21 protein-coding genes are annotated in these 23723 nt (G+C 61.9%); 12 read left to right on the plus strand and 9 right to left on the minus strand.

Features of this window, described 5'->3' with window-relative positions; genetic code table 11:
- Window positions 1–169 precede the first annotated feature (169 nt).
- A complete protein-coding gene (locus tag ELX51_RS13620) occupies window positions 170–529 on the minus strand; it encodes a response regulator (protein WP_127754035.1) in 360 nt (119 codons plus the stop codon).
- 196 nt (window positions 530–725) lie between these two features.
- Here ELX51_RS13620 and ELX51_RS13625 point away from each other — a divergent pair, with 196 nt between their 5' ends.
- Entirely contained in the window at window positions 726–1622 is an 897-nt protein-coding gene (locus ELX51_RS13625; protein WP_127754036.1) for an N-formylglutamate amidohydrolase, read from the plus strand.
- Window positions 1623–1651: 29 nt separating this feature from the next.
- Here the strand turns inward: ELX51_RS13625 and ELX51_RS13630 are convergent, their stop codons facing one another.
- The 3 genes from ELX51_RS13630 to ELX51_RS13640 form a co-directional block, all read right to left on the minus strand.
- Complete coding sequence (locus tag ELX51_RS13630; protein WP_127754037.1) at window positions 1652–2584, minus strand: DMT family transporter; 933 nt, start codon at window positions 2582–2584, stop codon at window positions 1652–1654.
- A 106-nt stretch (window positions 2585–2690) separates the two neighbouring features.
- Complete coding sequence (locus ELX51_RS13635) at window positions 2691–3536, minus strand: AraC family transcriptional regulator (protein ID WP_127754038.1); 846 nt, start codon at window positions 3534–3536, stop codon at window positions 2691–2693.
- Window positions 3537–3663: 127 nt separating this feature from the next.
- Window positions 3664–4152, minus strand: coding sequence for an MgtC/SapB family protein (locus tag ELX51_RS13640; protein ID WP_127754039.1), 489 nt, complete (start codon window positions 4150–4152; stop codon window positions 3664–3666).
- Between the two features lie 271 nt (window positions 4153–4423).
- Between ELX51_RS13640 and ELX51_RS13645 the strand changes: the two genes are divergently transcribed.
- A complete protein-coding gene (locus ELX51_RS13645) occupies window positions 4424–5335 on the plus strand; it encodes a GNAT family N-acetyltransferase (RefSeq protein WP_127754040.1) in 912 nt (303 codons plus the stop codon).
- Between the two features lie 175 nt (window positions 5336–5510).
- Here the strand turns inward: ELX51_RS13645 and ELX51_RS13650 are convergent, their stop codons facing one another.
- A complete protein-coding gene (locus ELX51_RS13650) occupies window positions 5511–6425 on the minus strand; it encodes a LysR family transcriptional regulator (protein ID WP_164854870.1) in 915 nt (304 codons plus the stop codon).
- Between the two features lie 141 nt (window positions 6426–6566).
- On the opposite strand from ELX51_RS13650, the gene ELX51_RS13655 reads away from it, so the two are divergent.
- From ELX51_RS13655 to hisN, 3 genes are all read left to right on the plus strand, one after another.
- On the plus strand, window positions 6567–7316 hold the full coding sequence (locus tag ELX51_RS13655; RefSeq protein ID WP_127755289.1) for a glucose 1-dehydrogenase: 750 nt from the start codon (window positions 6567–6569) through the stop codon (window positions 7314–7316).
- Window positions 7317–7372: 56 nt separating this feature from the next.
- Window positions 7373–8044, plus strand: a complete 672-nt coding sequence (locus ELX51_RS13660; protein ID WP_127754041.1) for a glutathione S-transferase family protein — start codon at window positions 7373–7375, stop codon at window positions 8042–8044.
- Window positions 8045–8231: 187 nt separating this feature from the next.
- The gene (gene hisN, locus ELX51_RS13665) at window positions 8232–9020 is read left to right on the plus strand and encodes a histidinol-phosphatase (protein ID WP_127754042.1); all 789 of its coding nucleotides are present in this window, start codon (window positions 8232–8234) and stop codon (window positions 9018–9020) included.
- 18 nt (window positions 9021–9038) lie between these two features.
- Here hisN and ELX51_RS13670 read toward each other — a convergent pair whose 3' ends face one another.
- Entirely contained in the window at window positions 9039–10010 is a 972-nt protein-coding gene (locus ELX51_RS13670) for an alpha/beta hydrolase (protein WP_164854871.1), read from the minus strand.
- Window positions 10011–10454: 444 nt separating this feature from the next.
- Between ELX51_RS13670 and ELX51_RS13675 the strand changes: the two genes are divergently transcribed.
- From ELX51_RS13675 to hpt, 6 genes are all read left to right on the plus strand, one after another.
- Window positions 10455–10916, plus strand: a complete 462-nt coding sequence (locus ELX51_RS13675; RefSeq protein ID WP_127754044.1) for an Hsp20 family protein — start codon at window positions 10455–10457, stop codon at window positions 10914–10916.
- Window positions 10917–11060: 144 nt separating this feature from the next.
- A complete protein-coding gene (dps, locus tag ELX51_RS13680; RefSeq protein WP_127754045.1) occupies window positions 11061–11534 on the plus strand; it encodes a DNA starvation/stationary phase protection protein Dps in 474 nt (157 codons plus the stop codon).
- Between the two features lie 579 nt (window positions 11535–12113).
- Entirely contained in the window at window positions 12114–16799 is a 4686-nt protein-coding gene (gene gltB, locus ELX51_RS13685; RefSeq protein WP_348983132.1) for a glutamate synthase large subunit, read from the plus strand.
- Between the two features lie 12 nt (window positions 16800–16811).
- Complete coding sequence (locus tag ELX51_RS13690) at window positions 16812–17120, plus strand: hypothetical protein (RefSeq protein WP_127754047.1); 309 nt, start codon at window positions 16812–16814, stop codon at window positions 17118–17120.
- A 73-nt stretch (window positions 17121–17193) separates the two neighbouring features.
- Window positions 17194–18621 (plus strand): glutamate synthase subunit beta, encoded by a 1428-nt coding sequence (locus ELX51_RS13695; RefSeq protein ID WP_127754048.1) that lies wholly within the window; start codon window positions 17194–17196, stop codon window positions 18619–18621.
- 52 nt (window positions 18622–18673) lie between these two features.
- Complete coding sequence (gene hpt / locus ELX51_RS13700; RefSeq protein ID WP_127754049.1) at window positions 18674–19213, plus strand: hypoxanthine phosphoribosyltransferase; 540 nt, start codon at window positions 18674–18676, stop codon at window positions 19211–19213.
- Window positions 19214–19239: 26 nt separating this feature from the next.
- On the opposite strand, the gene ELX51_RS13705 is transcribed toward hpt, so the two are convergent.
- The 3 genes from ELX51_RS13705 to galE all read right to left on the minus strand — a co-directional run bounded on the left by ELX51_RS13705 (window position 19240) and on the right by galE (window position 22740).
- The gene (locus ELX51_RS13705) at window positions 19240–20430 is read right to left on the minus strand and encodes a DUF459 domain-containing protein (RefSeq protein WP_206524629.1); all 1191 of its coding nucleotides are present in this window, start codon (window positions 20428–20430) and stop codon (window positions 19240–19242) included.
- A 98-nt stretch (window positions 20431–20528) separates the two neighbouring features.
- Window positions 20529–21740, minus strand: a complete 1212-nt coding sequence (locus tag ELX51_RS13710) for a lytic murein transglycosylase (protein ID WP_127754051.1) — start codon at window positions 21738–21740, stop codon at window positions 20529–20531.
- Between the two features lie 13 nt (window positions 21741–21753).
- Window positions 21754–22740, minus strand: a complete 987-nt coding sequence (gene galE / locus ELX51_RS13715) for a UDP-glucose 4-epimerase GalE (RefSeq protein WP_127754052.1) — start codon at window positions 22738–22740, stop codon at window positions 21754–21756.
- Window positions 22741–22792: 52 nt separating this feature from the next.
- Between galE and galU the strand changes: the two genes are divergently transcribed.
- Window positions 22793–23722, plus strand: coding sequence for a UTP--glucose-1-phosphate uridylyltransferase GalU (galU, locus tag ELX51_RS13720; RefSeq protein WP_127754053.1), 930 nt, complete (start codon window positions 22793–22795; stop codon window positions 23720–23722).
- The last annotated feature ends 1 nt before the right edge of the window (window position 23723 follow it).

Here is a 23723-nt window from a genome sequence, read left to right on the forward strand (position 1 = left end):
GCGGATAGACCACAAAACTTGCTTTGTGGTCAAGGGGCCTCGCGCGCGCCGCTGGGGAGAAAATGCTCCCCCGCTTTTCCGCCTCCACCTGCGCCCAGATCTGCGCGCAGCGATGGCAATTCCAGCACCCCATTCAAAGGCGGCTCAGGCGCCGCCCCAGCGTGTTTGATCACGCGGCCAGCAGCCGCTCCACTTCATTCACCAGATCCTTGAGGTGAAACGGCTTGCTCAGAACCGAAGCATCCTTGGGCGCGTCACTGTCGGGGTTGAGCGCCACCGCGGCAAAGCCGGTGATGAACATCACCTTCAGGTCTGGATCGAGTTCGGTGGCGCGCCGCGCCAGCTCGATCCCGTCCATTTCCGGCATCACGATATCGCTCAGCAGCAGCGAAAACGGCTCCTCGCGCAGCCGCTCATAGGCAGAAAGGCCATTATCGAAGGAAACCACCTCATAGCCGGCGTTTTTCAACGCCCGCGTCAGAAACTGGCGCATGTCATTATCGTCTTCCGCCAGCAGAATTCGTCTCATCACTCTCTCCGGCCAATTCGCCACTGAGTCGCAAATTATCCCACGGATGTTTATGCCAGGTTAGCCATAACGCAAACCGGGCAGCTGGCCCTTACAATTATCTTGATCAACTGGACAAGCCGCGTGCCACGGGCCACATTGCGGGGGTAAACGGCGCCGCGTCGCAGAACGGCGCCCAAGCCTATCGGGAGGGACTGTGCGGTCCGACTATTGGGATCAGCCAGCGTTTGAAACGATCCGGCCGCGCCGCCTCGTGGCGCCCCTGGTGTTCAACTCGGCCCATTCGGGCCGCAATTATCCCGAACGCTTCCTTGCCATGACCCGGCTCGATAATCTCTCGATCCGCCAGTCCGAGGATGCTTTTGTCGACGAACTCTTTGCCCGCGCACCCCATCTCGGGGCTCCCCTGCTACGCGCGCATTTCCCCCGGGCCTATCTCGACGTCAATCGTGAGCCGTGGGAACTGGACCCCTCCATGTTCGACGAGCCCCTTGGGCCAAGGTTCAACACCACCTCGCCGCGCGTGGCTGCCGGCCTTGGCACGCTCGCGCGCGTCGTGGCTGAAAACAAGCCCATCTATCGCGACCGGCTGACCCTTGAGGACGCGCGCATGCGTATCGAGGGCATTTATCAGCCCTACCATGCCGCACTGCAAAAGCTGCTCAACGAAGCCGTCGGCACCTTCGGCGTCGCGGTGCTGATCGATTGCCATTCCATGCCGCGCATCAACCGTCCGAGCGACCGCTCCGGCCCCGATATTGTGCTTGGCGACCGCTATGGCACCACCTGCACCCCGGCCCTGATCGACATGGTGGAAACCATCTTCAGCGCGGCGGGCCTGCGCGTTGCGCGTAACCGCCCCTATGCCGGGGGCTTTTCCACCCGCGCCTATGGCCGCCCCCAGCAAGGGGTGCACGCCCTCCAGATCGAAATCAGCCGCCACCTCTACATGAACGAAGCGACCCTGGATCGAAACAGCGGCTTTGACACCATGCGCTCCCTCATGGACCACCTGATCACCGCCCTCATCACTCTGGACCTCCCCACCCTCCTCACCCCCCACACCGCCGCCCAAAAACTCGCCGCCGAATAGCGGACCGGCCGGCGCCTCACCCGCACCCGTCACCCTGCCCGGGCATCCTGCTGCATCAATTCCCGGCGTTCGCCTGCCATGCCGAGGAATGTCCCAGCCACGATCAGGGCTGCACCAACAAGCGTCGATGCGGTTACAGGCTCAGCTAAAAGGAGATGCGCTAACGCAAAACCGAACAGCGGCTCGGTTCCCATCAGAAAGCCAACCCTGGTCGGGCTCGTTCGGCGGACCGCAGCATTCTGGACGTAAAAGGCCGCGATCGTACAAAACAGCGACAGAAAGGCGACGCTGGCCCAAAAGCTCGGGCCGGCCGCCACAACAAGCGCGCCAAGCCCCTGAGTGCTCCAAAGCATCGCCAGCGCGACTGCGCTGACGATGACAGCTTGCGTGGCAGTCAGCGCCACGGACGACAATGCGCGTCCCGCCATCAATCGCTTGGTGGCAACCACCATGACCGCCCGAAGCATGGCGGCAAGGAGAATAAGCCCATCCCCGGGCGACCATGCGGTCAGTCCACCCACAAGGCAGCCAACGCCAGCGCAGGCGATAACCGCGCCAACAATGACGATGGGGGGCGGCACGCGCCGCGCCAGCGCATAGTCCAGAAACGGAGTAAAGAGCGTGCTCAAGGAAATGATCAAAGCCGCATTGGTTGCGCTCGTCTGGGCAAGGCCTGCGATCTCGGCAATAAAGATCACTGCTAGAATAACGCCGAGCACAGCAGCCCGCACCAGGTCCGCCCGCGCAGCAGATGCCAGTTCGCGCCGCGCCAGCATGGACATGATGCAGGCAGTGGCGAAAAACCGGTAGAAAATCAGGACCAGAACCGGCGCATAGGCCAATGCGCCTTTGCTGACCGGGTAGCTCGCCCCCCAAACCACCGCGACGCCCAGCACGGCCAGGTCGGCCAAACCGGTGGAGCGGCGATCATGTGTTGCCGCCGCATGGACCCTGTCCGTCATGGTCTTTACCCTCGTTCAACTCAGACCCGCCACTGTGGCTCACGGTCTAGCTGTCAGTGGGTAGGCGATGGCGCAGGCGAGCTATAGAACAAAAGTGCAGCCCCGGTCAGGCCTGCGCATAAGCTGCCGGTGTGGTGCCGACTATGGCGGTAAAGTGCCGCGTCATGTGGCTCTGGTCGGCAAAGCCCGCCTGGGCCGCCGCCGCAGCCAGCGAGTGCCTTTCGCGAAGCAGGTTCTGCACCAGGCGCACCTTCAAGCCGATATGGTAGGCATGGGGCGGCAGTCCGGTGCGGCGCTTGAACAAGTCGATCGTCTGCCGCCGACCCAATTCGGCCAGCGAGGACAGCACGTCGAGCCCGACATCCTCTTCAACATGGGCATGGAGGTAGTCGACGAGGTTTCGGGCGCGGTGATCCGGAAGAATAATCGCCACTTCTGTTTGGGCAGTGTTACCGGCAAGCCTGGCCACCACATCCCCCAGGGCATCAAGGGCCGTGTCCCGGGACAGCGCCAGCCGTGACCCATGCACAACCTGGTGGATGCGTTCCAGCCGCTCTGCCAGGGACGGATCCCGGCGGTTGGAGAGCTTGAAGTCCGGCAGGGGCACGCCCTCGCGGCCTTCCCGATTTCCCAGGATGTCCCCCATGGTTTGCTCGGAGACATAGAACATCCGTTGCCCCCAACCACCCTCGACCGCCGCATTGCCGTGGTGCACGTCGCCTGGCCGCATGGTCATGACGGTTCCCGCGCTCACGCTGAGCTGCTCACCCCGGCACCAAACCGAATGCACGCCGGCTGTGATCACCCCAATCAGGTATTGCGGGTGAAAATGGGGTTTGAACGATTGGCGCACATAGTGAGCGGCGAGGGTTTCGAGGCCCCCATGGACCAGTGGGCGCCGGAAGGAAACGCGCTCCGATCCTCCCTTCGCCCGCGCTGGCCTATCGTTCACCGCTTTCGCCTACTCGTTTGTGCCGCAAGGATCCTGCCACCACCGCAGATAAACCGCAGGGAGCGGCGAGTAAATAAAATCCGCAGACCACACCTGCCCTCGTGTCCCCTCCGGGCCTGGAGCTTGCCTATTGGCTATCGCCGTTATCGGCTTTTGACGGCAAGATCAGTGGCACCGCCGCCAGGATGATGAGGATAACAGCCGCCGACAGCACCGCGGTAGCTTCGAGGCCCAAACCGGCAATGACACCAATGCCCGCAGTGGCCCAGATATTGGCGGCGGTGGTCAGGCCCTCCACCTGGTTCTTTGCCGTGCGCACGATAATCGCGCCGGCGCCGAGGAAGCCGATCCCCTGCACAATGCCCTGCAAGACCCGCGACATATCCTCGATCGGCATGCCACTCTGGGTCGGTCCGATGACAAACAGTGCCGCCCCCACGGCAACCAGCATATGGGTGCGCACCCCAGCGCTTCTGCCTTTGCGTTCACGCTCATAGCCAAGGATCCCGCCAAGCATGGCAGCGAGCAGCAACCGCATGGCAATGCGTGTAATGGTCGAAACGTCTGGAACATCCGAAAATTCGTTGACGGCGGTGGACCAGATTTCGTCGAGCACGGTTGGTTTCCTCATCATGATGCGGGGGCACGGCGCGCCGCTGCACCTATAAGGCAACAGGCCCCACATGGATGCCAGGGCCATGCAAATGCGCGTCCCTGGGTCGCAGCCCGGGGCCTGACCCCGGCACGTCCACGTGAGCACCCCGGCGCTGGCCTTGGCGGGTACATCCTTGCTATGGTGTGCTTTCCTGTTTTTCAGCTCTGACCCGAAAGAACCAGCACGGCCATGACCGTGACAGGCTTTCATTCTTGCGACCAAGGTGGCGAAGATGAACAAGCCTTTTGTGGCGCTGCGTCCGGAAATCACGCGGACCCACGCCCAGATCCTGATGCGTTGGTTGGAAGATGAACGCGTCACGCGCTATCTCAGTGATTCAAGCAACGTGTCCCGCTTCATCGCCCAGGCCGTCGATCGAACGCAGCTGCCGATCCTGACCCATTTGTTTAACCAGGGCGGACGCTTCTTCATGGCCCATGATCGCACTGATCGGCCCGTGGGCTTCGTCCGCCTGGTCAAGACCGGCCCTGATTGCGAAATCGTCCTGGTGATCGGCGATCACGACAACTGGGGTCGCCGGCTCGGCACCAGCACCATCCGCGAAGGGCTGAAGCTCGCCTTTCTCGATATGCGCGCCCGCACCGTCATCGCCAAGATCCATCCGGACAACACCCGCTCACTCAAGGCCTTTGAGCGCTGCGGCTTTGTGGTCGATCGGGAAACACCAGGGCTCACCGCCCTGTCCATGACCTCTGCCCGCTATCTGCAGCGCCTGCGTGACGGAGCCATGGCCGAAGCCGCCGAGATTTACATCACCGAGATGGACAAAGCCCGCCTCCAGGACCTGATGGCCTACGAGCAAGGACCGGCCATTGTGGACCTCGAACACGAGATCGAACGAGCCATTGTGGTCGATCCCCTGCGCGTCGCGCGCGATGTCGTCACCATGAATTCCAGGCTCGTGCTGCAGCTGGACGACGAGCAGCGCGACGTGACGCTGGTTTATCCGCAAGACGCGGACAAAAACTCGGGCAAGCTTTCGGTGCTCTCCGACCTCGGCGCCGCAATCCTGGGTTATGGTGAAGGCCATGCCATCGACTGGCTGGTGTCCGATCGTCCACAGCAGATCCGCATCGAACGGGTACTTTACCAACCCGAATCCGCCGGTCACTTTCATCTCTAGCGGCAGTATCGGGCCGCTACCCCCTACCCCAGCAGCCACCCAAGCCACCAATCCGGCTCAGCGACCCGGAACGGCCACCATGGGGGTGGGAAGCTGAATGCCGGCTTTCAGCAACGGAGCCGAAGAAGAAGCAGGCCACACGCTGTGCTAGAGCTTTGCTTTAGGTTCCAGACCGCTACCCAGTCACGGTGTTCTCGAGCAATTGTGGCGCGTTCAGAGCTGGCTCGTGGGAGAATTTATCGGCAATAAAGTCCATGACCACGCTAACACGCCGCGGCAGGAGCCGTGTCGCGGAGTAAAGGATGTTGATCGGCGTGGGCTCGCCCAGATGATCTGCGAGAACCACCCGCACAGATCCGCTCCGTATGGCATCTTCGAAAAGCCAGAACGGGCCATAACCAATCCCGAGCCCGTCACGCACTGCCCGATACACGGCGTCGATAGAATTCACCTTTAAGCGTCCAGTGACCGGGATGTCTCCGCTTCTGAACGACCACGCTCCTGTGGTCAGCAACGTATAGACAATGCAGGTGTGATCTTTGAGGTCGTCCGGGACTTTCGGCTCGCCGCGTCTCTCAAGATAAGTGGCGCTGGCGACGCAAACTCTTACAGAACTGCCGATCCGCCTGGCACGCATGGCGCTATCACGGAGGGTCCCGATACGGATGGCTATGTCGACACCTTCGCCGATAAGGTCGACGTACTGGTCGCCGATCTGGAGGTCCATCTGCAACTCGGTATAGCGTTCCAACAACTCGCCCAACCAGGGAAGCAGGACCTGACTGCCGAGTGAGGTCGCGCAGGCCACACGCACAAGTCCACTGGGGCGGTCTTCGCCGCGGGCATTCGCCTCCGCCTCGTTTAGTCCGTCGAGTACGGCACGGGCTTCCTGGTAAAAACGTTCGCCTTCGGGCGTCAGACTGAGTTTGCGCGTCGACCTCTGCATGAGGCGTGCACCGAGATGCTTTTCCAGTGCCGCGATGTTTCGGCTGACGGCCGGCTGCCCAACGCCCATTTCACGGGCCACAGCTGTGAAACTGCCGGTCTCGACAGCCCGTGTGAACGAAAGCATCAGGGTAAAGCGATCCACGCGAATTCATTCCTCAAAAGCATGAATGATATACAAAAGCGCCGACTAATCCAGGCTTCGCAGAAGTCTATATCCAGACAACGGTCGAACGAACGCTCCGTTTGGAAGTGTCTTGTGCCGATTTAATTCTGGATGACGATGATGGGTAGGCTTCAAGGAAAGGTTGCCGTCGTGACTGGCGGTACGAGCGGTATCGGGCTGGCAACAGCTCTGCGGTTCGTGCAGGAAGGCGCTTCGGTCTTCATCACGGCTCGCAAGCAGGTGGACCTGGACAGGGCGGCAGCGGCAATCGGTGGTGACATCACTGCCATCCGCGCGGACTCCACCAATCTCTCGGATCTCGACACGCTTTTCCGTGCCGTAAAGTCGGCAAAGGGGAGGCTTGATATCCTGGTGGCAAGTGCCGGTCTCGTGGACCCGGTGACATTCGGCGATATCAGCGAGGCGAGCTTCGACAAGACGTTCAATCTCAATGTGCGCGGCACGATGTTCACTGCGCAAAAGGCGCTGCCTCTGATGGCAGCTGGCGGGTCCATCATCCTCGTCGGGTCTGCGGCCAGCTATATGGGGCTTCCTGGCTACAGCACCTATAGCGCTACCAAGGCGTCGCTGCGCTCCTTCGCCCGAACTTGGACCGCAGAACTCAAGGCAAGCGGGGTTCGAGTCAACACATTGAGCCCTGGCCCGATCGACACTCCGATCATCGATAGCCAAGCCGATTCCAAGGAAGGCGCGGACGCCATCCGGACGGCATTCGCATCCATGATTCCGTTGGGTCGGATGGGACGTGCCGAGGAAGTGGCCAACGCGGTTCTTTTCCTCGCCTCAGATGAAAGCAGTTTCGTTGCCGGAACCGAGCTTAGTGTCGATGGCGGCATGGGGCAGGTCTGACCCCACACGGCCACGCCCTGGTGTGGCCCACTACTCAAACAACCAAAGGAGCAGTTATGACAATCAAGATTTACGGCGATCCCGGTTCGGGCAGTTTGCGTCGCGTGACCACCGCCGCAAAGATCATGGGCATTGAAATAGAACGCGTGAAGGTCGATCTGTTTAAGGGCGAAAGCCAAACCGACGAGTTCAAGTCGCGCTTCAATCCACATGGCTTGACGCCGGTTTTGGAAGACGGAGATTTCATTCTCTATGAAGCCGCCGCCATCAATTTGTACCTGGCTAACAAGGTAAACTCACCGCTGGTCGGAGCTACGGAGAGAGAACGCTTCGAGGTTCTTCAGTGGATGTTCTGGTCGGGCGAGCAATGGCGTATCTTTGCAACCACCCTATTCGATGAACGGGTCGGCAAGACGGTCATGGGCGCACCAAAGAACGAGCCGGTGATCACGTTCGCTGAGGGCAAGATGCGCGCCGCAGCGAAGGTGCTCGACCAGCATCTTGAAGGGCGCAAGTTCATGGTAGGCCAAGCTCTGACCCTTGCTGACTTCGATATTGCGGGCCCCTTCTCCCAGATTGATCGTTCGAAGCCTCCTCTCCGGGACTATCCTAACCTTATGGCGTGGCACGACAATCTTCTTCAGTCGGTCCCAGAGTGGGCTGAAACAAAAGAGGAAGTCGACAACCGTATCGACAGCTTCCTGGGGAGCGTCGGCGTAAAGCTGTAAATTGCAGCCTTTCCTTCTGGCCAGCGCGCATCTGGAATGGTGCTCGCTGGCAAGAGGGGGCCTGCAGTGGGTGGAGTTCGGGGAGCCCACCCAGTTCCTCCCCTCACCTCTTCATGCTACCACCACCGCGTCTCCCCCAGACCTCCTGGTGAGCCCCAGCCACGAGGTCGTGCCCCGGACCTCCTGCATGACGCCTGATTTCGCTGCCATCCAAGCCACCCTGCTCCGCGCCGCCGATGCCGCCGCGGCCTGCACCCTGCCCTTGTTCCGCACGCCCCTGCTGGTCGACAACAAGCTCGCCGGCGGTTTTGACCCGGTTACCGAGGCCGACAAATCAGCGGAAACCGCCATTCGCGCGGTGATCGCTGAAGCCTTTCCCGATCATGCCGTCATTGGCGAGGAATGGGGCAACACGGGCGAGCACCGCTTTTCCTGGATCATCGATCCCGTGGATGGCACCCGGGCCTTTATTTCGGGTGCCCCCGTCTGGGGCACGCTGATCGGCTTTGCCGTGGACGGCGTGGCGGTCGCCGGGATCATGACGCAACCCTTTATCGGGGAAACATTTTTGGCGGTGCCTGGCCAGGCCAGCTATCGCCGCGGCCAGACCCAGGCACCCCTGCGCAGCTCAGGGCAAACCGAGCTTGCCGCCTGCCGCGTGTTCACCACCACGCCCGAGCTTTTCCGCACGCCCGAGCTGCAAGCCAAATGGCAGGCTGTGGCCGGCGCCACCCGTCTGCAGCGCTTCGGCATGGATTGCTATGGTTATGCCCTGCTCGCGGCCGGCCATGCCGATCTGGTGGTCGAGCCTTTCCTTAACACCTATGACATCGCCGCCCTGGTGCCGATCATCCGCGAAGCGGGCGGCGCCATTGCCTGCTGGGACGGCAGCGAGCCCACCAGTGGGGGCAATGTGGTGGCCGCGGCTTCCCCCCGGCTGCTGGATGCTGCGCTCGAACTGGTGAATCGCGCCTGAGCGGACGGAGCCCTGCGGTCAGCTCTGCTCGGTGATGAACGCGTCAAACGCGGCGAACACCTGCGCGCGAATCGCATCGGTTTCCATGAACAGCTCATGCTGGGCTCCGGGCACCACCATATGCCGGCCGGTGCGCAGGCGCAGGCCCAACTCCTCGGTCGCCGGTGTCCAGACCACCCGGTCCCGCGCTGCCGCCAGGATCAGGAGGGGCACCCGCAGCTTTTCGGGAAAGTCATCGCGCTGTGCCGCAGCCATCGCCGCCAGCGCCGCCCCCGTCCACTGGATCGTTGGCGCCCCGATCTCAAGTTCGGGATGGGCCTTGAGCACCGCGATGCTCCGGGCAAAGCGCTCGGGATCCCCGGTCAGCGGGTTGTCGGCAAACGCCATTTTCGAGGCAGCCTTGTCCTGCGGCCGCCGCAACGGCAGCCGTCCGAGCCCAAGAAAGCTCATTGCGCTCAGGATCCGTGCGGCGCCCGCGGTGCCGAAAGGCGGCGATTCCAGCCCCACCATGGGCGAGGACAAAAAGATGCGCTCGAACATCAGCCGGTCATTGACCCCGGCAAACAGCGCCGCGAGCCCGCCCATCGAATGGGCCACGAGGTAATAGGGCGGCGGGCAATCGGGCAGCAGGATTTCGCTGTGAAAGCTTTTAAGGTCACTCCAGTAATCGGAGAACTTGTCGACATATCCCAGCTTGGGATTGCCGATCAGCCGTTCCGATCCACCCTGCCCGCGCCAGTCAAAGGTCGCGACGCCAAAGCCGCGCGAGCGGAAATCGGCGATGGTCTCGAAATACTTCTCGATGAATTCGGTTCGCCCCTGCAGCAGGCACACCGTGCCCCGATGCGGCCCCACGCCCTTGGGCCAGATCGCATAGCGCAACCGCACCCCGTCGGCGGACCGGAAGAACCCGACGCGCCCCCCTTCGGGAACCGGATTGTTCGGGTCGCTGGCCAGTTTGGGCCCATTGGGATCCACAACAATGGTCATGCCACAAACCTTCATGCCGGATGGGCCGGTGCTGAAGGCAAGCCGGCCGGAGGGGTGGGCTTATATAGGCGCTGGACAAAAGAAAGCCAGCACCTCTTGCGAGATGCTGGCTCCCTTACGCTGCGGGCCCGTGCGGGGGGCGGGTGACAAGCCCGCAGTTGCGTAGCGCCGGCTTTGGCCAGCACATGCCCCCTTATGCGCCCCCCATCCTGAACGGGGATGCAAAACCGCGTTCAGAATGCGTTCATCTACATGGCCATTGCAGGGCAAAAAAATTTGCAGCGCCCGCTTTGCAAGGCTCTTGAACCCCCAAACGGGGCGCCTAGATATAGCTCGTCCGCCGGTTATCCGGGGACCTCACCCGAGCAAAATCAACGGCTTGCCTCTTTTGGGAGCCCCATAGCGAGGGTCGAGAACACCACGTTGCTTTCAGGAGAATGTGCTATGCAGACCATCGATTTTTCCCCCTTCTACCGCTCCACCGTCGGCTTCGACCGCCTCTTCAACCGCCTCGATACCCTGAGCGGGCAGGAAGCAAAAACTTATCCTCCCTACAATATCGAGCGTACTGGCGATGATGCCTACCGCATCTCCATCGCCGTGGCTGGCTTCTCCAATGGCGATATCGCCATCGAGACCAAGGAAAACAGCCTGGTTGTGAAGGGTGCCAAGCCCGCCGAGAGCACTGAAAAGGCTCGTGAATTCCTCCATCGCGGCATTGCCGAGCGCGCTTTCGAGCTCCGCTTCCAGCTGGCCGACTATGTCGAGGTTCAGGGTGCCACGCTCGAAAACGGCTTGCTCCATCTGGAACTGAAGCGCGAACTGCCCGAAAGCAAGAAGCCGCGCACCATCCAGATCAGCGGCGGCACCAGCCAGCCTACGATCGAGGACCAGTCGGTCAACTAATCCGACCCGTTCGCAACGATCCAAGAGGCGCAGTCCACCCGGGCTGCGCTTTTTCATTTACCCCCAGCCGGAACTTCACCGCGTCACTCCGGTTTCCCTTTGAACACACGGCAGCCATCTGCCCCTCACCTCAAGGACAAACCTATGGCCATCCCCTCGGTAGAATTGAAGTCTAACTCCAAATCCGCGGTGATCGAGCTGCTCAATGCCCGCCTCGCCGACTCTATCGATCTGGCGCTGCTGACCAAGCAGGCGCACTGGAATCTCAAAGGCTTGCAGTTCATCGCGGTACACGAAATGCTCGATCCATTCCGCGCCGCCATCGACACCCATACTGACGTGATCGCCGAACGGGTGGCGCAGCTGGATGGCATTGCCTTGGGCACCAGCCAAGTGGTTGCCGCCTCCACGAGCCTGCCGCCCTATCCCACCGAGATTCGCAAAGTCCCAGACCATCTTGCGGCACTGACTGAGCGCTACGCCCAACTCGCCAACCAGATTCGCGACGATATCGACACCGTCGAAGAGGCCGGGGACCCGACCTCGGCCGACATCCTGACCGCCTTTTCACGCGAGCTCGACAAGGATCTGTGGTTCCTTAAATCGCATCTCGAATAGCTATTTCTGGACTTCAGGCTGGTGGGGCTCCCCGTATTAAGGGAGACCCAGGCGCAAAAATTCTGCTTTCCTATCCCCAAGTTGGCAATTTCCTACTTGGCTGTCCCAAGCCGCTCATATCCCGCTTGACCCCCGGTTTCGATTTATGCAATTGTGACCGCGATAGGGCAGCACGTCTGTCCTTTCTGACGCGTCGCCCCGGTCTCCCCGGCCAGCACGCACGCCGATCCGGCTGGCCCGCTATGCCATTAGCGGAAACGGACAGGCGGGGATAAATCCGAGACGCCGAACGCCCGTTCAGGCCAGTCTCGAAGCCCGAATGAGCGGCCATTTGGATGCAGCGCCGCTCCCACGCATGGACGTATTTGCTCTTCCGAGCCGTACCCGGTACGACCCGCTCGAGCAGCGCGCCCACCAGAGGACGACAATGCATCCGCCCCGCCGCCCGCCGGCACACTCAGGATGCACACGACATAGCGACATGCCCGCTTGGGCCGACAGAGCAAGGATACGACCATGGCACCCCACCGGAACGGACCCACTTTTCCCGTCACGATCCCCGCCAGCACTCGTAAAACTCTGATCGAGAATGGTCGCCCTGTCGCTCTCAACACCGGCCGCCCCGCTGCTCAGGGTCTTTACGATCCGGCCAATGAGCACGATGCCTGCGGCATCGGCATGATCGCCAACATCAAGAACAAGCCCAGCCACGAAGTGGTCGAAAAGGGTCTCGAGATCCTCGAGAACCTCGAACACCGCGGCGCCGTAGGTGCCGATCCGCTGATGGGTGATGGCGCGGGCATCCTGGTGCAAACGCCGCATGCCTTTTTTAGCAAGGTCCTGCCGTTCCCCCTGCCCGAAAAGCAGTTCTACGCGGTGGCCATGCTGTTTTATCCCAACGATCCCGCCCTTCGGGATCGCTGCGCCCAGACGGTGCGGGCGTGCCTCGCGAGCGAAGGGCTGACCCTGCTCGGCGAGCGCCTCGTGCCCTTCGATAACTCTGCCCTTTCGGCCGGCGTTATCGCCACCCAGCCCATCATCGAGCAGATGGTGATCGGCCGCCCCGTTGGCCTTACCATCGATGAGTTCGAGCGCAAGCTCCTGATCGTGCGCAAGGTGATCTCCAACACGGTTTATCGCGAGATCCCCGAAAGCGACACGGACAACGGCTTTTACGTCGTCTCCATGTCGGCGCGCACCATTGTCTACAAGGGCATGTTCCTCGCCTACCAGCTTAAGGCCTTTTACCCGGACCTGCATGACGAGGACTTCGAGTCCGCCATTGCCTTGGTGCACCAGCGCTTTTCCACCAACACCTTCCCGTCTTGGAAGCTGGCGCATCCCTATCGCATGACCACCCATAATGGTGAGATCAACACCATCCGGGGCAACGTCAACTGGATGGCGGCGCGCCAGGCCTCCGTGTCGTCGCCCCTGTTTGGCGAAGACATCACCAAGATCTGGCCCATCTCCTATGAGGGCCAGTCCGATACCGCCTGCTTCGATAACGCGCTGGAATTCCTCGTGCGCGGCGGCTATTCGCTGCCCCATGCAGCCATGATGCTGATCCCCGAAGCCTGGGCCGGCAACCCGCTGATGGACGACACCCGCCGCGCCTTTTACGAATATCATGCTGCCCTGATGGAGCCCTGGGACGGCCCCGCCGCCATGTCGCTGTCCGATGGCCGCTATGTAGTCGCAACGCTGGACCGCAATGGACTTCGCCCCGCCCGCTATCTCGTCACCAAGGAAGGCCATGTCGTGCTGGCCTCCGAATCGGGTGTGCTCGACATCCCCGAGGAAGATGTTGTCGAGCGCTGGCGCCTGCAGCCCGGCCGCATGCTGCTGATCGACCTTGAAGAAGGCCGCATCATCTCTGATGACGAGATCAAGCAGAGCCTTGCCGTTCGCAATCCCTATTCGGCCTGGCTCGCCCGCACCCAGATCGTGCTCGAAGACCTGCCCGAAACCCAGCCCAAGGCGCCGACCACCTCGGAGTCGCTGCTCGACCGCATGCAGGCCTTTGGCTACACCCAGGAAGACATCAAGCTGCTGATGACGCCCATGGCGACGACCGGTCAGGAAGCCGTTGGCTCCATGGGCACCGATACGCCCATCTCGGCGCTCTCGGACAAGAGCAAGCTGCTTTACACCTACTTCAAGCAGAACTTCGCCCAGGTCACCAATCCGCCCATCGATCCGATCCGCGAGGAATCGGTGATGAGCCTCGTCTCGTTCATCGGGCCGCGGCCGAACCTGTTCGACCTTGAAGGCGCCTCGCATCACAAGCGCCTTGAAGTGCGTCAGCCCATTTTGACCAATGAGGATCTCGAAAAGATCCGCGCCATTGGCGACATGGCCGACAACGAGTTCCGCACGCAGACCCTCGATATCACCTACCCGGCTGCTGAGGGCGCGGCGGGCATGGAAGCGGCGCTCGCCACCATCTGCGAGGCTGCCGAAACCGCGGTGCGGGGCGAATTCAACATCATCATCCTTTCGGACCGCCTGGTTTCGGCCGAACGCATCGCCATTCCGGCGCTGCTGGCGACCGCTGCTGTGCACCATCACCTGATCCGCAAGGGTCTGCGCACCTCTTCGGGGCTCGTGGTGGAAACCGGCGAAGCGCGCGAAATGCACCACTTCGCCATGCTGGCTGGCTATGGCGCTGAAGCCATCAACCCCTATCTGGCCTTCGAAGCGCTGGCGGCCCTGCATGCTGAAGGCGAGTTCCCGGCCGAAGTCGACGCCCATGAAGTGGTTTACCGCTACATCAAGAGCGTCGGTAAGGGCCTGCTCAAGGTCATGAGCAAGATGGGCATCTCGACCTATCAGAGCTATTGCGGCGCCCAGATCTTTGACGCCGTGGGCCTCAGCACCGAATTCGTGCAGCGCTTCTTTTTTGGCACTGCCACGACCATCGAAGGCGTGGGCCTGCTCGAGATCGCCGAGGAAACCGTCAGCCGCCACGCCGGCGCCTTTGGCAACGACATCGTGCTGCAAAAGTCGCTCGATGTGGGCGGCGAATATATGTACCGCATCCGCGGCGAAAAGCATGCCTGGTCGCCCGATGTGGTGGCCGACCTGCAGCACGCCGTGCGTACCCGCGAAGACAGCCCCGAAACGGCCCAGGACCGTTACAACAGCTTCGCGCAGCGCGTGAACACGGCCGAAAACGGCTATCTTGCCATTCGCCATCTCCTTGACTTCAAGCCGCTCGGCCCCGCCGTTGCGCTTGAGGAAGTCGAGCCAGCCGTCGATCTGGTCAAGCGCTTCGTCACCGGCGCCATGAGCTTTGGCTCGATCAGCCGCGAAGCCCATACCACGCTTGCCATTGCCATGAACCGCATCGGCGGCAAGTCCAACACGGGCGAAGGCGGCGAAGAGCCCGACCGTTACAAGCCGCTCCAGGATGGCTCGTCCAACCCGCTGCGCTCGGCAATCAAGCAGGTTGCGTCCGGCCGCTTCGGTGTCACCACCGAATATCTGGTCAATGCCGACCAGCTCCAGATCAAGGTCGCGCAGGGTGCCAAGCCCGGCGAAGGCGGCCAGTTGCCTGGCCATAAGGTGGACTGGATCGTCGCCAAGACGCGCCACTCGACCCCTGGCGTCGGGCTGATCTCGCCCCCGCCGCACCACGACATCTATTCGATCGAAGATCTGGCGCAGCTGATCTACGATCTCAAGAACGTCAATGAGACCGCCGATATTTCGGTCAAGCTCGTCTCGGAAGTCGGCGTCGGCACCGTCGCCGCCGGCGTTGCCAAGGCGCGCGCAGACCACATCACCATCTCGGGCTATGATGGCGGCACCGGCGCGTCACCGCTGACTTCGCTCAAGCATGCCGGCGGTCCGTGGGAGATCGGCCTCGCTGAAACCCACCAGACCCTGGTGCTCAACCGCTTGCGCGCCCGCGTCAAGCTGCAGGTCGATGGCGGCCTCAAGACCGGCCGCGATGTGCTGGTGGGTGCCCTGCTTGGCGCCGACGAGTTCGGCTTTTCTACCGCACCACTGATCGCCGCTGGCTGCATCATGATGCGCAAGTGCCATCTCAACACCTGCCCGGTTGGCGTTGCCACGCAGGATCCCGTGTTGCGCAAGCGCTTCAAGGGCACGCCTGAGCACGTCATCAACTACTTCTTCTTCATCGCCGAAGAACTGCGCGGCCTGATGGCACAGCTGGGCGCCCGTACGCTGAACGAGTTGGTCGGCCGCTCCGACCTCATTGTGCAAAAGCCTATGCCCGAGCACTGGAAGAGCGAAGGCGTCGACCTGTCGCGCCTCCTGTTCAAGCCCGAGCCGCTTGGTGGCGACACGCTGTTCCAATCCGAACGCCAGGATCACCACCTTGAAGCCGTGCTCGATCGCAAGCTGGTCGAACTGGCCCAGCCAGCTCTCGAACATGGCAAGGCTGTCCAGATCGAGCTGCCGATCCGCTCGCGCGACCGCTCGGCCGGCGCCATGCTGTCGGGTGCCGTTGCCAAGCGCTATGGCCATGAAGGCTTGCCGGAGGACACCATCTCCATCAAGCTCAACGGCACCGCCGGCCAAGCCTTTGGCGCCTTCCTCGCCCATGGCATTTCGATCGATCTCGTGGGCGATGCCAATGACTATGTCGGCAAGGGTCTTTCGGGCGGGCGCATCGTCGTGCGTCCATCCCCGACCACGGGCATCATCCCGGAGAAGTCGATCATCGTGGGCAACACGGTGCTTTACGGTGCCATCTCGGGCGAATGCTACTTCCGTGGCGTCGCCGGCGAGCGCTTTGCGGTCCGCAACTCCGGCGCCCTTGCCGTCGTGGAAGGTACGGGCGATCATGGCTGCGAATACATGACCGGCGGCGTGGTCGTGGTGATCGGCCAAACCGGGCGCAATTTTGCGGCTGGCATGTCGGGCGGCGTGGCCTATGTGCTCGATGAGGACGAAACCTTCCGCTCGCGCTGCAATCTGGCAATGGTCGAACTAGAGCCGGTGCCCGAGGAAGAATCCCTGATGCAGCGCCTGCACCACCACGGCGGCGATCTGGAATGGCATGGCCGCGTCGACATCTCGGGCGATATAACCAAGCATGACGATGAGCGCCTGCACCAGCTCATCTCCAACCACCTGCACTATACCGGCTCGACCCGCGCCAAATATGTGCTGGACCACTGGGCCGAGATGCGGCCGAAATTCGTCAAGGTGATGCCGGTGGAATATCGCCGCGCCATCCTTGAAATGGAAAAGCGCCGCGCCGGCACCAACACCGTCGTGGCAGCGGAATAAGGCACAAGGATCATGTTAAGAATCGTTGTACTCGCCGCTTCCCTCTGCTTGACCACCTGGCCCGTCGCCGCTGCAGAAAAGGAAATCGCCATTGTCGCTCAGTTCTTGTCGCCCGATGGCGAGCAGCGCATCGAGCTGACCTTTGGTCGACCCGGACTTAGTTTGGCGGATTGCCGACGCGACTACTACGCATCCCTGCGTTCGATCAAAAGCCAGATTGCCAACGGCTTTGTGCATCCTAATCTGCGCCGTTTCACCTATGTTGACGGCAGCTGCCAGGACGTAACCGGCCAGGGACGCGGATCGCCAGCAGTACGCTAGGGCAGGTTCGGCAGCGTCAACGGCGACATCCACTTCTGACGACCATCGATAGACGGTCAGCTAAGGCTTAATAATGGGCAAGGTTACAGGCTTTCTTGAGATCGAACGCGAAGAACCGCGTTACGAGCCGGCATCCGATCGGGTGCGCCATTTTGGTGAGTTCACCATCCCGATGACCGAAGGGCGCGTTGCCGATCAGGCCGCGCGCTGCATGGATTGCGGCATTCCGTTCTGCCACGGCGATACGGGCTGCCCGGTGCACAACCAGATCCCGGATTTCAACGACCTCGTTTACCACGGGGATTGGGAGGAAGCCTCGCGCAACCTCCACTCCACCAACAACTTCCCCGAGTTCACCGGCCGCATCTGCCCGGCGCCTTGCGAGGAGGCTTGCACCCTCAATCTCGAGGACACCCCGGTCACCATCAAGACCGTGGAACAGGCCATCGCCGACAAGGCCATCCGCTCGGGTTGGGTCAAGCCACAGGTCGCGGCCATCAAGACCGGCAAGTCGGTCGCCGTGGTCGGCAGTGGCCCGGCCGGCATGGCCGCGGCCCAGCAACTGGCCCGCGCCGGTCACGATGTGCATCTTTATGAGCGCGAGCCCAAGGCCGGCGGCCTGATGCGCTACGGCATCCCCGACTTCAAGATGGAAAAGGACCATATCGACTTCCGCGTCGAGCAGATGACCGCCGAAGGCGTCACCTTCCACTATGGCGAGAATATCGGGATTAGCCGACCCTTATCCGACCTGCAGGCGCGTCACGACGCAATCCTGCTGTGCGGTGGCGCCGAAAAGCCGCGTGACGTCTCTGCTGAAGGCGTTGAACTCAATGGCGTGCACTTTGCCATGCCTTTCCTCGTGCAACAGAACCGGCGCCTGGGTGGCGAGCCCATCCCCGAGGACGCTGTGCTGAGTGCCGCGGGCAAGCATGTGGTCGTTGTGGGCGGCGGCGACACCGCTTCGGACTGCGTGGGCACATCCTTCCGCCAGGGCGCCATTGCGGTGACCCAGCTTGATGTGCGCCCCATGCCGCCGGAAATGGAAAACAAGCTGACCAACTGGCCCAACTGGGCGGTCAAGATGCGCACCTCTTCGTCCCAGGCTGAAGGCGCCATTCGGGAATTTGCCGCTGGGACGATGAAGATCATCGGCAATGCCAAGGGCCAGGTCACCGGCGTTGAATGCGCCCGCGTTGATCGCGCGCGCCAGCCGATTCCCGGCACAGAATTCGTGATCAAGGCTGATCTGGTCTTGCTGGCGATCGGCTTTGCCGGTCCGGTCCAGGAGGGTATGCTGACCCAACTGGGCGCGCAGCTCGACAAGCGCGGCAACCTGTTTGCCGATACGTTCAGCTACAAAACCAGCGTCGACAAGGTTTACACCGCCGGCGATATGCGGCGTGGTCAGTCCCTCGTGGTCTGGGCGATTCGCGAGGGTCGTCAGGCCGCTCGCGCCATCGATCTCGATCTCATGGGCAAGACCGCCCTGCCCCGCTAAACTCTGGTGGGCGGGAGCGATCCCGCCTCATCAACCTGCTTCGGACCTGCCAATGACTTCCCCGGCCTATGTTGTCGATGAACTGATTTCCGCCAAGGCCATCGCTGCCCGGGTGGAAGCCCTCGCCAAGGAAATCTCGGCCTATTTCGCCGACACCGACAAGCTTGTGGTCGTGGGTCTGCTCCGCGGATCGTTCATCTTCATCGCCGATCTCGTGCGCGAGCTCGACCTGCCGGTGGAAGTGGATTTTCTCGAGGCCTCCTCCTATGGCAACTCCACCCAGTCGAGCCGGGAAGTGCGCATCCTCAAGGATCTGCGCGGTGAGATTGCCGGCCGCGACGTGCTGGTCGTCGAGGACATCGTCGATACCGGTCACACGCTCAAGCATGTGCTCGAAATCCTGCAAACGCGCCATCCCCGGCGCGTCGAGGTTTGTGCCCTGCTCAACAAACAGAGCCGTCGCGAAACCGATGTGCACGCCAAATGGATCGGCTTCGACATCCCGGACAAATTCGTTGTCGGCTACGGCATCGATTATGCGCAACGCAATCGCAACCTGCCCTATATCGGCGCGGTGCGTTTCCTCGATTAGATCAGGCCTGCTCTGAAGTGGCGATCCTAGAGCGGGCTTGCGCCATTATCGGCTGGTACTGCTTCCGGATCGATGCCCACGCCGAACGCATCCACCCGCCCCATCGGGGCATTCATCAACTGATCGAGCGTGAACGCTGGCGCGGGGCTCGGCGCACCGGTTGCCGTTAACAGATCGCCGGCGCGAGCCGGGGCGCGGTTAAGCGGGATAATGGCCCCTGCCACTTCAAGCAGCCGGATTTGCCCCAAGCCCTGAAACGGAGGCCGCAGCATCGCCGCGGCATCGGTGCCGGCGAGCGGATCGGCAACCGCCACGCTCACTCCACCACCCCGGTAAAAGGTGCGCAGTGACTGGCTGACGTAAAAGGCCAGCTTGTCCGCTCCTGCCGAGGAGAAATGGATGCCGTCATCCCGGCGCATGCGGGCGTTCTGTCCGTTCACATCTGGACCATAGGTGGCGTACTTGCCGTCCTCACCCACAAACCGTTCATAGATGTCGAGGAACTCGGCGCCGCCCGAGAAACTGGCCAGCCGCTGAATGGCATTGATCTGGCTGATCGCGGTTGAATAATCGTTCTTGGACATCGGTGGCAGTCCCACCCACAGGACCGGCTTGCGCGCTGCACGCAGCTTTTGCAGGAACTCGGTAATCCGCCCTTGGTAGAGGCGGCTCCACTGCTCGCTGAGCGGCTCCAGCGTCTCCCCTTCCGCCTTGATCTCCTGGCGGTCATTGAGCCCGATAATCACCACCGCCAGATCGAAGCTGCCCTCGGCGATCTCCTCTTCGACCTCTGCCGTCCAGTTGAAATGATCCTGTCGCACAAAGCCGGAATCACCCACACCCTGATCGATCACCACCAGGTTTGGGTCTTCGGCGTAGAAGCGCTCCAGCGCCTTGGCGAGATCAACAGCCATGGAGTCGCCGAACACGGCCAGCTTGGTGGCATCCGCCGCTTTCTCGACGGTGGGTTTCGGCGGTGGCGCAGCTGCCGCGGGCGCCTCGCGACGCCTTTGCTGCTGCTGTGGCTCCTGGCGCGGCTGCTGGCGTTGCTCCTGCTGGCGCGGCTGCACCCGGCGCGGTTGCTCGACCGGGGGAGCAGCCTGAGGCTCCTCGCCAAACAACAGGTCAAACAAGGTGCGTCGCTTTTGCTGCTGGGCGACTAAGATGTCGGGCACAGGTTGTGCCAAGGCCGGCGCCACGTCCACGAAGATGAACATGGCGATCCACAGGGCCACAGCAACACGGACAAAAGGAGCCTTGATACGCATGGCGCTATATTAGCCCAGGCGCAGTGTCAAAACCATGGCCCTCGATGTCAGCGTTCTGCAGACACCAAGGCTTGATAAGCAGCGCGCGTGATGAAGCCGTCCGCCACCTCACCGCGGCTCGCCTGAAAGCGCGCATAAGCCTCCTGCGTGATCGGCCCTAGTCGTCCGTCCACCGCCCCGTCATAGAGCCCCAGGGCCTTGAGCGCCGCCTGCACCGCCTCGCGCTGCTGCAGATTGGGGAACACCGTGTCGCGCGGCCAGGCTGCCGCAAAGGCGCCTCCTCCCTTGAGGCGATCGGTGAGATGCGCTACCGCCAAAGCATAGCTATCGGAAAAGTTATAGCCCTTGAGCACCAGATAATTCTGCGTCAGCAAAAACTTGGGCCCGTTCTGCCCTGCCGGCACATACAAAAACACCGGCAGGCTCGGATTGGCGAAGGCCCGCCCACCGGCCCGGGTAATCCCCCGTTCAGCGAAAAACGCGATGGGCCGCATCTGGGTGCGCGACGCCAGCAAATAGTCGAAGCCCTGTGGCACCTCGACCTCAAAGCCCCAGTCTACTCCCGGCTGGTAACCCAGCCCGCGCAGATAAACCGCACTGGTCGCAAGCGCATCGGTCAGCGAGTTGTGCAGATCCACCCGGCCATCGCCGTCCCCATCCGTGCCGAACTTCACGACATTGGATGGGTTCACCTGCAGGTGCCCGATCGCCCCCGCCCAGGAGCCAACAAGGCGCTGTGCATCCAACGGTCCGCGCTGCACCAGCAGCAGCGCCGCAATCAAATCGCCCTCATCTTCCAAAAGCCGCGAGCGACGCTGGTGCACAAGGGTCGCGAGCGAGCGCACCACCGGCCGGATCAGTGAGTTGTTGCCCAGCACCGTGCCATAATCGGTTTCCATGCCCCAAATGGCGCCAAGCAGATAGGGATCAACCCCGTATTGCTGCCCCACTGCACCGAACAGCGCCGCGTTGCGCTCGACCGCCGAGCGGCCACGCGCCACCCGCTCGCCGGTCACCCGTCCATCAATATAGTCCCAGATGGGGGTAGCAAACTCGGGCTGGCTGGTGACCAGACCAGGCGTACGCGGGTCGGGCGAGAGCCCGTCCATGGCCGCCGCGTAGGTTTGAGCACTTACGCCGGCAGCCAGTGCCTTGGCGCGAAAGCTCGCCACAAAGCTGTCAAAGCTCTCCGCCGGCTGCCCCCATGCCGTGGACAGCCACGCCAAGCTCAACACCAGAACCGCCAGCAGTCGCTTCATCTTTGTTCCGATCCTAGCGATTGCGCATCATCAGGTGCTTTTCCCAGTCATAGGCCGTCCGCACGATTTCGGTGAGATCGTCGTGCTGCGGCGTCCAGCCCAGCAGCGAGCGCACCTTCTCGCCCGTTGCGGTAATGGAGGCCGGATCGCCCGGACGGCGCGGCCCCTCCTCCACCTTAAAGTCTACGCCCGACACCGATTTGACAGTGTCCACCACTTGCCGAACCGAATAGCCTTGCCCATAAGCGCAGTTCAGCGTCGTGCTCTCGCCACCCCCGCGCAGATGCTCCAGCAGCAGCGCATGGGCCTCGATCAGGTCGGTGACATGAATATAGTCGCGCACGCAGGTCCCATCGGGCGTTTCATAATCGGTCCCGAAGATGTCCATCTTGGCCCGCTGCCCCAATGCAGTCTGGCAGGCAACCTTGATCAGGTGGGTCGCGAGCGGCGTCGACTGGCCCGAACGCTTCTCGGGGTCGGCGCCAGCGACATTGAAGTAGCGCAACACGCCATGGGTCATCGGATGGGCCGCCGCCACGTCCTGCAGCATCCACTCGGTCATGAGCTTGGAGCGGCCATAAGGCGACATCGGGTTGAGTGGAGTGGTTTCCACAACTGGCGCCAGTCCGGTCATGCCGTAAACTGCCGCCGTCGAGGAGAAAATGAAGTGCTTGACCCCGCCCGCAACCGCAGCCTCGATCAGATCGCGCGAGGCGGCGGTGTTGTTGGCGTAATACTTCAGTGGATTGCTCACCGATTCCGGCACCACAATCGAGCCGGCAAAATGCACGATCTCGGTTATGCCATGATCGGCGAGTATCCGACCGACCAGTTCTTGGTCGGAGGCGGAGCCTTGCACGAAACTGGCACGCCCATCGATGGCCCAGTCAAAGCCGGTAACCAGATTGTCCAGCACCACGACGGCTTCGCCAGCATCGGCAAGCTTGAGAACCATATGGCTGCCGATATATCCGGCGCCTCCCGTTACCAGAACGGCCATAGATTAACTCCTGTTGGGCAACCCACTGTTGCACGATGGGGTTATGTGGCAGATGTTGCCACCCCTTCATAGCCTTTACCCTTTCGGGAGTGAACGATTGCACAAGCGCGTACGAACAGCGGTTTTTCCGGTTGCAGGTTTGGGGACCCGGTTCCTGCCGGCAACCAAAGCTCTCCCCAAGGAGATGCTCACAGTGGTAGACCGGCCGCTGATCCAGTATGCGGTTGATGAAGCACGCGAGGCCGGCATCGAGCATTTCGTCTTTGTTACCGGGCGCAACAAGGGCGTGATCGAAGACCATTTCGACCGCCAGTTCGAGCTCGAAACGACCCTTGAGCTGCGCGGCAAATCCGCCGCGCTCGACGAGTTGCGCAAGGACCTGCCTTCGGCGGGCCACACCAGCTTCACCCGCCAGCAGGAGCCTTTGGGCCTTGGTCACGCGGTGTGGTGTGCCCGTGACATCGTCGGGAACAATCCCTTCGCCCTTCTGCTGCCCGACATGCTGTTCAAAGGCACGCCCGGCGTGCTCAAGCAGATGATGGATGCCTATGAGGAAACAGGGGGCAATGTCATCGCCGTCGAGGAAGTGCCCCATGAGGAGGTTTCCTCCTATGGCGTCGTTGCCCGTGGCCCAGGGGAGGATAATGGCTTCCGCATCACCCAGATGGTCGAAAAGCCCAAGCCCGCCGATGCCCCGTCCAACCTCATCATTTCCGGGCGCTATATCCTGCAGCCCGAAATCTTCTCGCTACTCGCCGAACAAACCAAGGGTGCGGGTGGTGAAATCCAGATCACCGATGCCATGCAGACGCTCATGCAGGGCCAGCAGTTCACCGGCGTGAAGTATGAGGGCAAGTCCTTCGATTGCGGATCCAAGAACGGCTTCCTGATGGCCAACATCGTCTACGCCCTTGACCGCCCCGACATCCGCGACGGCTTCCTCAAGGAATTGCGCAAGCTCGACCTGTCCGATCAGCTCTGAG

The sequence above is a fragment of the Devosia sp. 1566 genome (assembly GCF_004005995.1).
In the GTDB taxonomy this organism is placed as follows: domain Bacteria; phylum Pseudomonadota; class Alphaproteobacteria; order Rhizobiales; family Devosiaceae; genus Devosia.